General features: G+C 38.4%; 14 protein-coding genes. 5 read left to right on the forward strand and 9 right to left on the reverse strand.

The features are described 5' to 3' along the window. Positions 1-1,464 carry a sodium:solute symporter family protein gene (locus GMD78_RS08225; RefSeq protein ID WP_155668351.1) on the forward strand — a complete coding sequence of 488 codons (1,464 nt, stop codon included), beginning with the start codon at positions 1-3 and terminating at the stop codon, positions 1,462-1,464. Between the two features lie 63 nt (positions 1,465-1,527). On the opposite strand, the gene GMD78_RS08230 is transcribed toward GMD78_RS08225, so the two are convergent. From GMD78_RS08230 to GMD78_RS08240, 3 genes are all read right to left on the reverse strand, one after another. Next, positions 1,528-2,193, reverse strand: a complete 666-nt coding sequence (locus GMD78_RS08230) for an SOS response-associated peptidase (RefSeq protein WP_155668352.1) — start codon at positions 2,191-2,193, stop codon at positions 1,528-1,530. Between the two features lie 28 nt (positions 2,194-2,221). Next, complete coding sequence (locus GMD78_RS08235) at positions 2,222-3,217, reverse strand: glutaminase (RefSeq protein ID WP_155668353.1); 996 nt, start codon at positions 3,215-3,217, stop codon at positions 2,222-2,224. 128 nt (positions 3,218-3,345) lie between these two features. Then, positions 3,346-4,104: a lysophospholipid acyltransferase family protein gene (locus GMD78_RS08240; RefSeq protein WP_155668354.1), complete on the reverse strand. Its 759-nt coding sequence runs from the start codon at positions 4,102-4,104 to the stop codon at positions 3,346-3,348. 377 nt (positions 4,105-4,481) lie between these two features. Here GMD78_RS08240 and mreBH point away from each other — a divergent pair, with 377 nt between their 5' ends. Continuing rightward, positions 4,482-5,489 (forward strand): rod-share determining protein MreBH, encoded by a 1,008-nt coding sequence (gene mreBH / locus GMD78_RS08245; protein WP_155668355.1) that lies wholly within the window; start codon positions 4,482-4,484, stop codon positions 5,487-5,489. 39 nt (positions 5,490-5,528) lie between these two features. Here mreBH and GMD78_RS08250 read toward each other — a convergent pair whose 3' ends face one another. Continuing rightward, entirely contained in the window at positions 5,529-5,927 is a 399-nt protein-coding gene (locus tag GMD78_RS08250) for a GyrI-like domain-containing protein (RefSeq protein WP_155668356.1), read from the reverse strand. A 356-nt stretch (positions 5,928-6,283) separates the two neighbouring features. Here GMD78_RS08250 and GMD78_RS08255 point away from each other — a divergent pair, with 356 nt between their 5' ends. The 3 genes from GMD78_RS08255 (at position 6,284) to GMD78_RS08265 (ending at position 10,266) form a co-directional block, all read left to right on the forward strand. Further along, entirely contained in the window at positions 6,284-7,429 is a 1,146-nt protein-coding gene (locus tag GMD78_RS08255) for a CaiB/BaiF CoA transferase family protein (RefSeq protein WP_343042199.1), read from the forward strand. 20 nt (positions 7,430-7,449) lie between these two features. Then, the gene (locus GMD78_RS08260) at positions 7,450-8,658 is read left to right on the forward strand and encodes an acyl-CoA dehydrogenase family protein (RefSeq protein ID WP_155668358.1); all 1,209 of its coding nucleotides are present in this window, start codon (positions 7,450-7,452) and stop codon (positions 8,656-8,658) included. Positions 8,659-8,817: 159 nt separating this feature from the next. Beyond that, positions 8,818-10,266, forward strand: a complete 1,449-nt coding sequence (locus tag GMD78_RS08265; protein WP_155668359.1) for an NAD-dependent succinate-semialdehyde dehydrogenase — start codon at positions 8,818-8,820, stop codon at positions 10,264-10,266. A 293-nt stretch (positions 10,267-10,559) separates the two neighbouring features. Here the strand turns inward: GMD78_RS08265 and GMD78_RS08270 are convergent, their stop codons facing one another. Genes GMD78_RS08270 through GMD78_RS08290 form a run of 5 tightly spaced genes read right to left on the reverse strand, consistent with a single transcriptional unit; the run spans position 10,560 to position 16,083 of the window. Next, complete coding sequence (locus GMD78_RS08270; RefSeq protein ID WP_343042200.1) at positions 10,560-10,880, reverse strand: DUF3870 domain-containing protein; 321 nt, start codon at positions 10,878-10,880, stop codon at positions 10,560-10,562. A gap of 5 nt (positions 10,881-10,885) precedes the next feature. After that, complete coding sequence (locus GMD78_RS08275) at positions 10,886-11,629, reverse strand: IclR family transcriptional regulator (RefSeq protein ID WP_155668361.1); 744 nt, start codon at positions 11,627-11,629, stop codon at positions 10,886-10,888. Between the two features lie 56 nt (positions 11,630-11,685). After that, positions 11,686-12,858 carry a saccharopine dehydrogenase family protein gene (locus GMD78_RS08280; protein ID WP_155668362.1) on the reverse strand — a complete coding sequence of 391 codons (1,173 nt, stop codon included), beginning with the start codon at positions 12,856-12,858 and terminating at the stop codon, positions 11,686-11,688. Between the two features lie 29 nt (positions 12,859-12,887). Then, entirely contained in the window at positions 12,888-14,384 is a 1,497-nt protein-coding gene (locus GMD78_RS08285; RefSeq protein ID WP_155668363.1) for an aldehyde dehydrogenase family protein, read from the reverse strand. Positions 14,385-14,418: 34 nt separating this feature from the next. Continuing rightward, positions 14,419-16,083 carry a thiamine pyrophosphate-dependent enzyme gene (locus GMD78_RS08290; protein WP_246187606.1) on the reverse strand — a complete coding sequence of 555 codons (1,665 nt, stop codon included), beginning with the start codon at positions 16,081-16,083 and terminating at the stop codon, positions 14,419-14,421. Between the last annotated feature and the right edge of the window lie 7 nt (positions 16,084-16,090).

Consider the following 16,090-nt stretch of genomic DNA (forward strand, 5'->3'; position numbering starts at 1 on the left):
TTGAATACAAGTCTAGTAGTCTGGGGAATTATTATATATATTATAATAGCAACAGTTATTGCTTTATTATCGCGTCGTGGTGACCGCACTGGGATGGCTGGATATTATCTTGGTGGACGTAAATTAAACGGTATGCTTTCTGCACTTAGCTACAGTGCCACAACTTACAGTGCATTTATGATGGTTGGACTTGCCGGTTTAACCTATCAAGGTGGTGTTGGTGCACTAGGTTTTGAAATTGTTTATTTTGCAGGTGTCTCTCTTATTGCATTATTTGGTCCTCGTTTTTGGTTAGTTGGGAAGAAGTTTGGTTATGTTACACCTTCTGAAATGGTTGGTGATCGCTTTGAAAGTAAAACTGCTGCGTCAGCGATTGCTTTAGTAAGTTGTCTATTTCTGATTCCTTACTCAGCAGTGCAGCTAGCTGGGGTTGGGTATCTCTTACAAGGAATTACGAATAACGCCATTCCGTTTACAACAGGCGTAATCATTGCTACGGTTTTAGCAATCTTCTTTTCTTATGCAGCAGGAATACGATCTGTTGTTTGGACGGATGCACTACAAGCTATTTTTATGATAATTACATCAACAATTGTCGTGTTATTAGTAATTAATGGGCTAGGTGGCTTCGGACAATTCTTTGATAACTTAAAAACGAGTCATCCAGAGTCATTAAGTGTACCTGGAAACGGCTATTTTAGCTTTTTAACATTTTTGGGCTTGACGTTACCATGGTTCTTCTTTAGTTTATCTAACCCACAGGTGAGTCAGCGAATGTTTATGCCTAATTCGTTAAAAGGATTAAGACAGATGCTTATTGGCTTTTTAGTCTTCGGTTTTATCTATACATTCGTTTCCGTATTATGGGGTTTTTCTGCACTACAAATGTTTCCTAATCTTGAAACTGCAGACCTTGCTACACCGAAGCTTTTATCATCTGATCTAGTACCACCTGTACTAGGCGTTATTGTGATGATCGGTATTATGGCTGCTGCTATTTCGACAATTGATTCCATTATGCTTACATTATCCTCTATGTTTGCAAGAGATGTTTATGGAAATATGAAGAATCGTCCAAATGATGAAAAACAATTAAAGATCGGTAAAATTGTTATTCCGATTATCGCCATTTTAGCTTACGGATTTGCGGAACTAGAATTAAACCTAATCGCAGTACTTTCTGTTGCTGCATCCTCTGGTTTAATTGTTTCTGTTCCTTCTTTCTTCGGTACATTCTTTTGGAAAAAAGGAACTGCTGCCGGGGTTATCTCAAGTGTAACCATTGGAGCGATTGTCGTATTGTTACTGGAATTTACTGGTACGAAGCCTCTTGGTTTAGGTTCTGGTATTTGGGGATTAATGATCTCAACCATCTTATTTATCGGAGTTAGTTTAGCAACAAAAGCACCTAAACAAAAAGCTGAAACCTTTATAAATATTACAAAAACAGCTAAAAACGATTAGCATTATATTTTCTGCATCACAATCGAAAAGCCTCTTGATTCAAAGAGGCTTTTCTTTATGGAACTAAGCTAATGGTGCTATACACGTTTCATCGTTATTCTTTGCTGCATTTACATATGGAGCAACATTATAAGCAGATAAATCTTCTTCCTCAACTGTTTGTAAAAACTGATAGGCTTCCGTTGGGTCTAATTGATTCGGTGTTAACCAATCATCCTCCTTGGATTTTGGTAGAATAATTGGCATGCGGTGATGAATTTCTTGCATAAATGAATTAGCTTCCTTTGTTAAAATCGTACAAGTAAATAAATCCCCTTCTCCTTGGGACCATTTATCCCATAGACCTGCAAAGGCAAATAGCTTTCGATCTTTTAATTGAATTCGCTTCGGATGCTTCTCCTTGCCCTCACGCTTCCATTCGTAAAAGCTATCCGCAATAACTAAACAACGTTTTCGTGACATTAACCTTTTAAAGCTAGGCTTTTCATGTGCCGTTTCGCTACGAGCATTAATCATTTTATATCCAATTTTTTCGTCATTTGCCCAAGAAGGTACAAGCCCCCATCGTAAGTATCCAGCACGTTTTCCTTTCCCATCGTGGATTACCGCTAACACTTTTTGACCTGGAGCAATATTATAACTTTGATGATATCCTTCAATAGGTTGATTAATGTCAAACTCTTGCAGTATCTCTAATTCGTCAGCAAGTAATGTATACCGTCCACACATAAACATTCCCCCTAATACGACTATGATACTAGAATATACTTAAATCCCATTGAGATGCAATATGCCGAAGCAGTCTTATACCAGCAATACTATTCCCCTTGTCATCTAATGCTGGGCCAAACACCCCAATTCCACAGCCATCTACAAATGGAAGCTCTTCATCACGCACTCGCGGAGGTGCAACAGCAATGATGCCACCAGATACTCCACTTTTAGCTGGTACTCCAACATAGGTAGCAAATTTTCCAGATGCATCATACATTCCACACGTTAGCATCAGCGCCTTAGCGATTCTAGCCACCCGTCGTGGAATGATTTCCTGCTGATTACTAGGGTCTTCACCATCATTAGCTAGAACCAACCCAATTCGTGCAAGGTCATCAACTGTTACTTCAATAGAGCATTGTTTAAAATACGTTTCTAACGTAATATTTAGATCGGATTCTAAAAATCCAGTTTCTAATAAGTAATATCCTATTGCTCGGTTTCTCATGGATGAATCTCGTTCTGACTCATAAACGTCCACATTTAATTGAGGACGATAGCCAAGTATTTCTTCTAATAACTTAAACATTGGCTCCATCTTTTGATCTGAGGTTTTACCTGGTAGCATAGATGTCACACTAATTGCGCCCGCATTCACGAATGGGTTAAATGGCTTTTGAACCTTTCTCATTTCCAAATGCATGATGGAGTTAAATGCTTCTCCAGTTGGCTCCACATCGACTCGATCCAGCATATATCCAACTCCACGTTCCATACAAGCTACGATAAAGCTAATTACTTTAGAGATACTTTGAATTGTAAAAGGAATATCAACATCACCAGCTCGAAGCTTCATTCCATTAGCTCCATAAATTGAAATACCTAGATGATTTGGATTCGCTTCCTTTAGCAATGGAATATAGGAAGCTACTTCTCCTTCATCCGTATGCTTACGATAAAAGGAAACCCAATCTTCTACGTAGTTTTGCAGCCATTCTTGATTTTGCTGTGTATTCCAATTAGCCATTCCCTGTACCATATATATCACTCCAGTGTGTAATCCTAAAATCTATATTAATTATCATGTCCATCTATGCAGAATTCACAAAAGAAAAACAAAAGTTACTACCATACTATGGGATAGTAACTTTTCTTATTTCTTTGCTATTAGCTAATCTCTATCATTTCTACCTTCATTGATTCTTCTTGTTCTAATCCTAATGATTTTTCTATCGTCCGTTGAATCAAGGAGGCAAGTTCACCACTTTTTAGGTCTTTATAATCATCCGGGTAGATCGGATCATTAATAGTCATCTTGATTTCAGAAGCTTGTATTCGTCCATTTCCCTCTTCTAGCATTTTATATGTTCCATCAATAGAAACCGGAATGATTGGAACATTCGCTTTTGTTGCTAGTCGTAAACTACCTGATTTAAACTCATTTAGTATACTTCCCCTACTTCTTGTACCTTCAGGAAAAATAACAAGGGAATGACCTGCTTTTAAATTTTCTATTCCTTGATTAATTGCTTTCATCGATTGTCTACGATCATTACGATCTATAAATACACAATATAATAATTCCATCCATTTACGAATAATAGGAAGCTTATTTATTTCTTTTTTTGCGACAAATCCAACCGGTTTTCCTAAATGACCTAAAAAAGCTAGAATATCAAATAAGCCCTGATGGTTCGCTACATATAATACAGGTTCATCTAATAGTTTCTCTTTTCCATTCACGTGAACAGTTGTACCTGTTCGTTTAATCACCTTTTGTGACACTTTACTTGGAATGTGAAAAATCTCTTCATTATATAAATGATTATTTGGTAGTTTAAACTGTCTTTTAGCCTTTTGTAGTGGAACTAAACTGCCAATGACTAAAGTAGCAGCATATAGATAAATAAAGATAGTAAATAACATGTTGCTCCCCCCATATCTATCAACCATATTATACCTTCTACCCTAAGAACCACAAAATGGTTTGACGTTTTTTTAGTAATTTTTACTTTTTAGGATAAACTATTAGATAACATAAAAAGATAACCTTACCCTGTCTAGATAGAATGTTACAAATATAACCAAATTGTAATTGAAATGTCACTTGTCAACGACGGAGATTTGCTCTATTTTATATAGTAGCATGTTTTTTAAAATTGCTTCCAAGAAAAGATAGTTTGAAGTAGAAAAATTTCATAAGTCGTAGGATAATTATCCTACTGAACAAATTACCACCCCCAGAAATACTAGAAATAAATAGAACTATATAGTGAAAATAGTCATCATTGGAGGAACTTATTATGTTTTCTAATGCAGAAATAGGAATTGATCTAGGAACTGCAAATATTCTTATATATGCTAAAAATAAAGGAATTGTACTTAACGAGCCAGCTGTAGTGGCAATCGATATTAATACAAAGCAAGTAGTAGCCGTAGGTACTGAAGCAAAAGAAATGGTAGGTAAAACACCACGCAATATCGTCCCTATCCGTCCATTAAAAGACGGGGTGATTGCTGATTATGATGTAACAGCACAGATGCTTAAAGAGTTTTTGAAAAAAGTAAGCAAAAAAATGGGGATGTCGATGCGTAAGCCAACGGTTGTTGTGTGCACCCCGACTGGCAGTACAACTGTCGAGCGCAGAGCAATCCATAACGCCGTGACAAGCTATGGAGCTAAAAATGTCCACTTAATCGAAGAACCAGTTGCAGCTGCAATTGGTGCTGATTTACCAGTAGACGAGCCGATTGCTAATGTTATTGTAGATATCGGTGGTGGTACCTCAGAAATTGGTATTATCTCATTAGGTGGAGTTGTTTCATCAAGCTCTGTACGTGTTGGTGGGGATAAAATGGATGATGAAGTCATTCAATATATCCGTAAGAAATACAATATTCTAATTGGTGAACGTACCGCAGAGAATATTAAAATGGAATTAGGTTATGCACATCCTAACCATAAAGAAGAGACAATGGATGTTCGTGGGCGTGATATGGTTACAGGTCTGCCGAAAACTGTTGCGATCTCTTCAAAAGAAATATATGAGGCAATTAATGAATCTTTAGAACAAATACTACAAGCAATTCGCATAACCTTAGAGAATTGTCCACCAGAATTAAGTGGTGATATCGTTGATCACGGTGTTGTTATTACAGGTGGCGGATCTCTACTAAAAGGAATGAAAGAATGGCTATCTAATGAATTAGTAGTACCTGTACATTTAGCTCCAAATCCTTTGGAATCAGTTGCTATAGGTACAGGAAAAGCAATAAAAATGATATCGAAGCTAGAAAAAGCTGTAAAATAGTAATGAGAGGGAATATTGTTATTCCCTCTCATTTTTTCACTACATAACCGCTATATGAATCTCTATTTCTCCGTTTGGGTAATACTTTTCCAAATCGTAGGTGTAAGCTCTCTTTAATGTCCCCTTTTCTTCTAGTTGCCATATCTCTTTCCACGTATTCATCACACCGTGCTCATTTGATGTGTCTACTGAAAAAGTTTCATACTTACTATTTGGCGGAATTTCTATTAAGTGTTTTCCACTACTACTTTCAATGGCCACGCTGAGTGTATAATCCCCTTTATAATTACTCTCGTAATCAGAATACACACCATAAATCGTATCAGTATGATTTTCCAACTTGCTTGATGCCTCTTTCCACATACCTGTAATTTTCTTAATGACTAATTCATCCGTAAAATTGTTTGTTCTAACACTGTTAATAACGGATAGATTCAATTACCTTCATCCTTTCATTTATAAAATTTTTATAACCTATGCGTTCATGATTATTATATTTTATCATAAAATTCAGATTAAGTTATCCTGAAACTCATTTACAATTAGATACTTGAAATCGTTTACAAACTTTTCAGAATCCGTTACACTATTAGTAATGAGTCATGACTAAGTGTTTCTGCACTAATTCTCATGACCTTCCAATCGAATGAAATACACTGCCTAACTTGTTACAGTCCTACTCCAGGTCTGACCCAACAAGTATCAAGCCAGTTCATCTTGACTTACAGCTACCTGTGGTCTATTTGAACTGGCTTTTTTAGTATGACATGAATCAATTAGAAAGGAGTGAACATGTGGCTAGTGCATTAGAAAACATTCGCGTGCTTGATTTATCCCGAGTCCTTGCTGGTCCTTACTGTACGATGATTTTAGGTGATTTAGGTGCAGAAGTCATCAAGGTTGAAGCACCAGGTGGTAGCGACGAAACGAGAAAATGGGGACCACCTTTTCAGAATGATGTCAGTGCCTATTATCTATGTGCAAACCGAAATAAGAAAAGCATAACCGTTGACCTAAAAACAAAGGAAGGCATTGAAACGATTAAAGATCTAGTTGCTGAGAGTGATGTTCTCATTCATAATTTTAAAACTGGTACGATGGAACGTTTTGGCTTGGATTATGACACGCTTACAGCAATAAATCCTAAGCTTGTCTTTTGCTCCATTACAGGATTTGGGGAGACTGGGCCCTATAAAGACATGCCAGGTTATGACTTTATTATCCAAGCAATGAGCGGTCTAATGAGTATTACTGGTGATGAAGATTCTGGTCCACAAAAGCTAGGAGTCGCTATTACCGACATCCTCACTGGCCTTTATGCATGTATTGGTATTCAAGGAGCATTATTGGAAAGAAACCAATCTGGAAAAGGACAAAAGCTAGATATTTCTCTCTATGATTCAGCAGTTAGTGCACTCGTAAATATTGGTAGTAATTATTTAATGTCTGGAAACACCCCTGCTCGATTGGGGAATCACCATGCCAATATTGTACCGTATCAAACATTCCAAACGTTGGATGGAGAAATGGTAGTTGCAGTAGGAAATGACAAACAATTTAAAGCTTTATGTATGATTCTTGGAAAACCAAAATATAGTGATGATGATCGGTTTAAAACAAACCCAGATCGAGTAGCAAATCGTGATGTATTAGTGCCATTACTTCAAGAGGTTTTTCTAACCAAACCTACCTCCTATTGGCAGGAAAAATGTACAGATAATAATATCCCATGTGGACCAATTCAAAACCTTGAAGAAGTTGCCAATGACCCACAGCTAAATTTTAGGAATATGTTTATTGATATGGAACACCCGACAGCTGGAATGATCAAGATGATTGGGAGTCCTTTAAAGCTATCCCGCACACCGGTGACGGTTAAACATCACCCCCCTGACCCAGGTGAGCATAACCATGAAATTTTTACCAAATCTAAGCATTAAAAATTAGGAGCTGAGTATGTATGGATTTTCATTTTTCAGAAGAACAAACCATGTTAAGAAGTACCGTTAGAAGTTTTGTAGATAAGGAAATTATGCCTCATATTGCAGAATGGGATCGTCAAGGAAAATTCGATCCAGCTATTATCCCTAAGCTAGCTAACTTAGGCTTAATGGGCGTATGTATCCCCGAACAATATGGTGGCAGTGGAATGGATTATAACTCACTAGCTATTGTTTGCGAAGAACTAGAAAGAGGAGATACTGCATTCCGAACAGCAGTGTCTGTTCATACCGGACTAAATAGCATGACACTGCTTCAATGGGGGACAGAGGATCAGAAGCAAACGTATTTAGTCCCACAAGCGAAAGGCGAAAAAATTGGTGCATTCGGACTTACAGAGCCAGGAGCTGGTTCCGATGTAGCTGCGATCCAATCGACTGCTGTGAAAGAAGGAGATTATTATATTTTAAATGGACAAAAAACATGGATATCCCTATGTGACACAGCAGATCATTTTATTGTTTTTGCTTATACTGATAAATCGAAGAAACATCATGGAATATCAGCATTTATTGTAGAACGTACATGGGAAGGTTTTTCCTCTAAAGCAATTAAAGGAAAACATGGTATTCGTTCCGGTAATACTGGAGAAATATTTTTTGAAGATGTAAAGGTTCCAGCAGAAAATCTCCTAGGTGAAGAGGGAGAAGGATTTAAAATTGCGATGTCAGCATTAGATAATGGGCGGTTCACCGTTGCTGCTGGTGCTGTTGGACAGATTATGGCTTGCTTAGAAGCTAGTGTTAATTACTGCCATGAACGGGAGACATTTGGTAAACCGATTGGTAAACATCAGCTTGTTCAACAAATGATTGCCAAAATGGAAGCAGGATTACAGATGAGCCGACTACTTGTCTATCGTGCAGGAGAATTAAAAAATGAAGGAAAACGAAATACAAGAGAAACCTCTCTTGCTAAATGGCAGGCGTGTGATTTTGCTAATAAAGCAGCTGATGACGCGATGCAAATTCATGGTGCATATGGTTATTCAGATGAATACCCAGTGGAGCGTTATTTACGTAATTCTAAAGCTCCTGTAATCTATGAAGGAACACGTGAAATTCACACGATTATGCAAGCGGAATATGTATTAGGCTACCGACAGGATAAACCGTTAAATAAAATGCTCCCTGCTTGGAATTCAGAGGAGAAAGAAACCGTTAAATAGTACCTCTTGAAAGCACCTACCAATTGATAGAAGAAGGTAGGTGCGCTATGCTTATTAGTAAGAAAAAGTCGTGTGAAATTATGTATATCTCACTCTACGACTTAATTAGGATAAGAAAGCATATTTTCTTATCTACTAAAAAAGAGGAGGTTTTAGGCAATGATTCAAACGTTAACGAAAAGTATTTACATTAACGGCGAATGGAGAGAAGTTGATCAGAACCAAACACAAGTCATTTACAATCCTGCTACACTCGAGCCTATTACAGAAGTAGCATATGGAGGTGCAACGGAAACGAAAGAGGCGATCGAAGCCGCTTCAAATGCATTTCCTACCTGGAGTGAAATGACTGGAAGACAGCGTTCTCGTGTGCTATACAAAGCTTCTGAGCTAATGAGAAAAGATGCTAACCGATTAGGTGAAATCCTAACAAGCGAACAAGGAAAACCACTTAAAGAAGCAATTGGTGAAGTAAAGGGTGCTGCAGGATTTTTACTATGGTATGCAGAAGAAGCAAGTCGCGGCTATGGTGAATGGATTCCCTCTTCCATCAAATCGAAACGAATGCTCGTCATTCCTAAACCAGTTGGTGTAGTCGGTGCTATTACGCCTTGGAACTTTCCATCTTCCATGATTACACGTAAATTAGGTCCCGCATTAGCTGCCGGGTGTACCGTTGTATTAAAACCATCACCAGAGACCCCTCTATCCGCAATAGAGATTGTAAAAATCTTTGAACAAGCTGGTATGCCTGCCGGAGTTGTCAATCTAGTAACTGGAGACGCTCAGGAAATAGGTAAAGAAATGCTAACAAATAAGGAAGTAAAAGCTATTACCTTTACCGGTTCAACGGAAGTTGGCAAATACTTAATGCGTGAGAGTGCAGATCATGTAAAGAAGGTTGCGCTTGAATTAGGTGGTCATGCACCAATTATTGCTTTTGAGGATGCTGATATTGATAAAGCTACCACACTAGCACTAGGAAGTAAGTTTAGAAATAATGGGCAGACCTGTATCTGTGCAAACCGATTATATGTGCATGAATCAATAGCTGAAGAATTTACGAATACACTTAAAGAAAAAGTACAGCAGCTTAAAATCGGCTCTGGTTTAGAAGAGGATACCGATCTTGGGCCGCTAATTAGTGATAAAGCAACAGAAAAAGTGCAAGCCCATTTAGATGATGCCATTCAAAAGGGGGCAAATATCGTGTGTGGCGGAAATAAATGGGATGGCGACCTAAAGGGTTACTTCTATCCACCAACCGTTATTTCCAATGTTACCGATGACATGGTTGTCATGCGAGAAGAAACTTTTGGACCGTTATTCCCAATCCAAACCTTCTCCGATGAAGCTAGTGTCATTGAAAAAGCAAATAATACAGATTATGGGTTAGCTGCATATATATTTACTGAGAATACATCTCGTACATTACGAGTAGCAGAAAAGCTTGATTACGGAATTGTCGGAGTCAATGATGTATTCCCTGCCGTACCAGAAGCACCATTTGGTGGAATCAAACAATCTGGTAATGGAAAAGAAGGTGGCCATCATGGTATGGATGAGTTTTTAGAAAGAAAGTTTATTTCTATCGGAATCGACTCGTAAATTTAAGACTTGGATGACTCTTTGTATCGTCCTATGCAATTTAATAGTAGGGACTATATTAGAATCCTTAGCTTTTACCGGCCTTTACAGTAGAAATAAAAAGGGTAGATGTTAGCAGGAACACCCCCTGTTCATCTACCCTTTTTTATATTTAGAAGGACTTCTGATCGCTGTCCAGCTCGCATTTTGCCCTTGAGATATCTTATCATGGACGTTTCACGGCTAAGAAGCTCTCATATTGTCTTTCAAAAACTATTAAGTACTTTACGGAGACAAAACTCATCTGTACTTCTTTATAAACTATTATTATCCATATACGCTTCATATTGTTTATACAAATCTCTTAAAGCTGAAGCCAAAGCATTTCCTGCCTTACCCAAATAATGCTTTCTCACTTCTTCAACAGGCTCTTCAATTCCCTCCTGTAAGCTGTAGCCCCTTAATAGTTGTTGGACAAACTCCCGTCCATGTACAGTAGCTAACGTACACCCAGCTGTCACGATAACCCCGTATTTTTTATCAATTTCAGCAGTAATCGTCAATGTATCATAAATATTTTTGGCAGCCATTCCAGATGGAAGCCTTGCATGTCCAGCTATAAAAACGGTCTTCACCAAACTCATTCCTTTCTAAGTTGACTTCGATATCCTAATTTATTGGATATATCCATTGCTGTTTGCAATGTCTTCTCTTTGATTAATTCTAAGTTTTCACCGATAAAATAACTAGATAATCCACTAACGGTTAATGCAGCTATTACTTGATTACGATGATCATAGATTGGATAGGAAATCCCTGTTGTATCCGTATCCTGTTCTCCAATACTAAATGCATAGCCTCTTTCCCGAATCAACATTAATTCCTGAGCTAATCTTTCATTATTGGTTTTAGTTACTATAGCTTCTTGTTCATCTTCTGGTAAATAGGCTAGTAAAAGCTTGGGACCTGACCCAATATATAATGGGGAGCTTTTCCCTATTCTCGTATAAAGTCTCAATGCTTTGTTACTTTCCACCTTCTCAATATATGTAGCCTCATGTTGATTTACGATCACAAGATGAACGGCTTCATTGATTTGCTCTGCCAGGCTCTCCATAAATGGTAAAGCTGTTTTTCTTACTTCTAATTGATCCGCAACAAGTTGTCCTAATTCTAATAGTTTTAGCCCTAAGCGATAGCGACTATCATGCTCCGAGTTTTTTAGTTTATGAACATATCCCATTGCTTCTAATGAACTTAATAATCGGTATGCAGTTGGTTTAGGCAGATTAGCTTTGATAGCAATTTCTTTTAATGTTAGCTCATCTACATCCTCCGTAAATAATTCAAGCATATTTAATGCCTTGACCACACTTTGATTCATACCCCATTTCCCCTTGTAAGGAAAATGTCCCTCTACTAGAGTAGAGGGATTTTCCATTAAATATTCACATGCGACTTTTCTAGTTTTTCTGTTTCTTTGATATGAACATTCCGTTTTGCCATCTCATCCATATACAATTTACCAGGAACGATCTTTTCTGGTGGATATACCCCAGGTTTATCAATCTCCCTACTTGCAATCATTTGTGCTACTACAGAGATTGTATTTGCTGTTGCTCTTGCCATTGCAGTAACGTTGGTTGAACGATCTTTATAGGTTGTCATTTCATATTCATACGTTACTTGTTCCCCATTTTTAATTCCTGAAACAATAACCCGGAGAAGAACAGCATCATCTTTGTCACCTAGGTCAACAATTGGTTCCAACACTTTTAATAATACATCTCGAGGATTTACCTTTTGTCCCTTCACATCAACCTGATAATCCATCCGAGTTAAATTTAAATCCACGAGCAGTTTAAATTTCTCCGCATGTCCTGGGTAACGAATTGTTTTATATTCCAATGTATTCACATTTGGAAATGATAGCGGTAATGTTGATGTTCCCCCAGATGTATGAAATGCCTCTAACGGTCCAAATTTTTCAAAATGTACCCGCTCTACTTCAGATAAAGAAGGTACTTCCTGTTTAATTCCATTCCGAATGATTAACGAAGGGTCTGTATAGTGATCAAATACTCCTTCCATGGAGAATACATGATTATATTCCAATGGTGGTTCCGGACGAACAGGAATACCTCCAACGTAAAGTTTGATAGATTCAAGTTGATCAAGTTTACTAGCTCCATAGCCTGACAAAATATTGATCATTCCTGGTGCTACTCCAAGATCTGGAATTAACGTCACATTAGCAGCTTCCGCTTCCTCCTTTAAGGCCAATACCTTATCTGTCATATGTCCAATATGTCCACCAAGATCAACCGAGTTAACTCCTACTTCAATAGCGGTTTTTGCAACCACTTCATTGAATGAGTAGAATAAGGCATTGATGATTACATCAAATTGTCTCATGTAATTTGCCAGCTCTTGTTCATCACTTGCATCCACTTGATATGCAGTTAGTTTTGAAGAATTTAACCCATCACACACTTGCCTAGCTCGCTCTAGGTCTATATCCGCTAGCCCTACTGCTTCAACACCATCACTAGCAACTAAATCACGTGCCGCTTCCTTTCCCATTAAGCCAGATCCTAGTACACCTATTTTCATAACACTCACTCCTTTTCAAGTCATATGAACTATTCCACATCAATTTGTGCGCGCTGAAGCTTTCCACTAAAATCTACGTACACAGCTTTCCACTCTGTAAATACATCTAATGCTTGAACCCCAGAATCGCGGTGACCATTACCTGTACCTTTTGCTCCACCAAATGGCAAATGAATTTCCGCCCCTGTTGTTCCAGCATTGACATACACAATTCCTGTATCAAGATCACGCTGTGCTTTAAACACACGATTAACATCCTGTGTAAAGATAGAGCTTGATAATCCATACGTGACACCATTGTTCACTTCAATTGCCTCTTCAAAGCTTTTTACTGGGATCAACGATACAACCGGACCAAAAATTTCCTCTTGAGCAATCCGCATATCCGCTGTTGCATCTGTAAACAATGTCGGTGCAAAATAATGTCCTTTTCCTAAATCGCCCTCTGTTAACTCATAGCCTCCAGCTAATAGCTTAGCACCTTCGTTCTTTCCAATTTCAATATAATTTTTAATTTTATCTAAGCCCGCTTTATTAATAATTGGACCAACTTTGATCGATTCATCTAACCCGTTACCTATCGTCAGCTTTTCCATTTCCACTAATAAGCGTTCTTCTAATCTCTCTTTGACATCTTCATGTACAATCACACGACTGCATGCCGTACAACGCTGTCCACTTGTGCCAAATGCACTCCATAAAATCCCTTCTACAGCAAGATCTAAATCAGCATCATCCATAACAATAACTGCATTCTTTCCTCCCATTTCCAGAGAGACCTTCTTTAACTGGCGACCACATTCTCCAGCTATATTACGTCCGGTTTCATTGGAACCCGTAAACGAAATAACACGAATATCATCATGGTGGACCATAGCATCACCAACCGTAGATCCAGATCCGAATACTACATTTAGAACACCTTTTGGTAAACCAGCTTCTTCAAAAATCTTCGCTAACTCATATGCCATAATCGGTGTTTCTGTTGCAGGTTTCCAAATCACTGCATTACCCGCAACAATTGCAGGGAATGACTTCCAAGTTGCTATCGCAATTGGGAAGTTCCATGGTGTGATAATACCAACAACACCGATTGGTGCACGAACACTCATAGCAAATTTATCCTTTAATTCGGCTGGTGTTGTTTGACCGAATAATCTTCTTCCTTCTCCTGCCATATAAAATGCCATATCAATTCCTTCTTGTACTTCCCCGCGGGCTTCCTCAATTACCTTCCCATTTTCCATTGTTAATAGCTGGGATAATCTTTCCTTACGCTCTTTCATTAAGTTTCCTACACGATAAAGTACCTCTGCTCGTTGCGGTGCTGGAACTAAAGCCCACTCCTTTTGCGCTGCCTTTGCTGCCTTAACAGCTTGATTAACAGCTTCACCATCTGATAATGGAACATCCACTACGGTCTCTCCTGTAGCCGGATTAATAACCGGAGTAGTTTTTTCTACCTCTACCCATTCTCCATTTAAAAAGTTTGCTAACTTTTTTGTCTTAAGTGATACATCTGTCATGCTAAATCCCTCCTAAAATTAGTGAATGATTATGTTATCGATTACGAAGTTGTGTAATCGTTGATGATACAGAAATTTGCTCCTTATCTGTCCGTATTTCAATTACAGTTGGCTTCTGTGACATTAACGCTTGATCTAGTGCTGATTCAAATTGACTTAGCGAATCAACTTGGTATCCCACTGCGCCAATGCTTACCGCTAGGTCGACAAATGAAACAGTACCCAAATCAGTTGCCATTACTCTTTTTGGATAATGAATTTCCTGATGCATTCGAATGGTTCCATACATATTATTGTTAAATACAAGCGCAATAATTGGAATCGATTCACGAACTGCTGTTTCTAGCTCCTGAACCGTCATCATAAAGCCACCATCACCAGATAGGGAAACAACTATTTTCGATGGATAAGCAAGCTTTGCTCCTAATGCAGCTGGCATGCCATATCCCATTGCACCAGATGTTGGTCCAACGTATGTATGTTTTTCTGTAAATGGATAAAAAGCATGTAACCATCCAGCAAAGTTACCCGCATCATTGGTTAAAAGTGATTCCTTTGGTAGTTTATTAGCTAGCATATGGATAATATGCTTATTAATCACATCATCTTCACTAGGGGGTATATCACTCACTTCTCTATACGTAGCGTTACATTTCCCTGCCCAAACCGACCAGGAAGGCATTACTTTTATGCGCTGAAGCATTTCTAACGCTTCATATAAGTCTGATATGATCCCTAGACAAGGTGGATACACCTTTCCAATTATGTCATGCTCGATATCTATGTGAATGAGCTTTTGATCATTGTTTATTAAAGTATAATCCTGAGTAGTTACTTCTGAAAGTCTCGTTCCCAGTGCCAAAATAACATCTGCATCTTGAACCAGTTGAAGAATCTTCTTACTCGTCCCCAGCCCAAGATGACCTGCATACATGGGATGATTATTCGGAAACACGTCATGACGACGAAATGCTGTCATAACTGGAATGGTGAATCTTTCGGCAAAGCCTACCAAAAGCTCCTCAGCTTTAGCTAACTTTATTCCTCCCCCTGCAATGATGAGAGGTGATGTTGCATTTGCGAGTAATTGTTTAACCTGGTTTGTTTCGGTTTCAGAAGGTGCTGGCTTCGGCCGTTGGATTACTGGTCCAAAAGACATCTCTCGTTCAACTGGTAAAATGTCTTCTGGTAAAGAAACGATTACAGGTCCAGGTCTACCAGATTTTGCAATTCGAAAGGCACGTTGAACAATTTCCGGTATTCTTTCTGGATCCTTTACTTCCACTGCCCATTTAGAAATAGGTTTGAAAAATTGATCCAAATCGACCTCTTGAAACCCTTCTCTTCCCCGAAACTTACTATGCACCTGCCCTAGAAACACAACCATCGGAGTAGAATCCTGATAAGCAGTATGTACCCCAATAGATAAATTGGTAGCACCTACTCCTCTTGTCGCCAGTACAACCCCTGGCTTTAATGCCGCTTTCGCATAACCCTCCGCCATAAAAGCAGCTCCACCTTCATGTCTTGTAGAAATTACTCGGATTGTAGGTTCATCATATAATGCATCTAAAACTGGTAAATAGCTTTCACCAGGTACACAAAATACTTGATTAATAGTTTCTCTTTTCATGCATTCAACAATCGCTTGAGCAGCAGTCATATTCATTTTCTCTTGAGCGCTATGGTGTGCACACATATCATTT

This window comes from Ornithinibacillus caprae, from assembly GCF_009728145.1.
GTDB classification, from domain to species: Bacteria; Bacillota; Bacilli; order Bacillales; family Amphibacillaceae; genus Ornithinibacillus; species Ornithinibacillus caprae.

Bases quoted from the DNA above. Each gene is read 5' to 3' on its own strand.
- GMD78_RS08230 (WP_155668352.1), bottom strand. From the start codon at position 2,193: ATGTGTGGACGGTATACATTACTTGCTGACGAATTAGAGATACTGCAA.
- GMD78_RS08285 (WP_155668363.1), bottom strand. From the start codon at position 14,384: ATGACAGATGTATCACTTAAGACAAAAAAGTTAGCAAACTTTTTAAAT.
- GMD78_RS08280 (WP_155668362.1), bottom strand. From the start codon at position 12,858: ATGAAAATAGGTGTACTAGGATCTGGCTTAATGGGAAAGGAAGCGGCA.
- mreBH (WP_155668355.1), top strand. From the start codon at position 4,482: ATGTTTTCTAATGCAGAAATAGGAATTGATCTAGGAACTGCAAATATT.
- GMD78_RS08240 (WP_155668354.1), bottom strand. From the start codon at position 4,104: ATGTTATTTACTATCTTTATTTATCTATATGCTGCTACTTTAGTCATT.
- GMD78_RS08260 (WP_155668358.1), top strand. From the start codon at position 7,450: ATGGATTTTCATTTTTCAGAAGAACAAACCATGTTAAGAAGTACCGTT.
- GMD78_RS08290 (WP_246187606.1), bottom strand. From the start codon at position 16,083: ATGTGTGCACACCATAGCGCTCAAGAGAAAATGAATATGACTGCTGCT.
- GMD78_RS08235 (WP_155668353.1), bottom strand. From the start codon at position 3,217: ATGGTACAGGGAATGGCTAATTGGAATACACAGCAAAATCAAGAATGG.
- GMD78_RS08265 (WP_155668359.1), top strand. From the start codon at position 8,818: ATGATTCAAACGTTAACGAAAAGTATTTACATTAACGGCGAATGGAGA.
- GMD78_RS08275 (WP_155668361.1), bottom strand. From the start codon at position 11,629: ATGAATCAAAGTGTGGTCAAGGCATTAAATATGCTTGAATTATTTACG.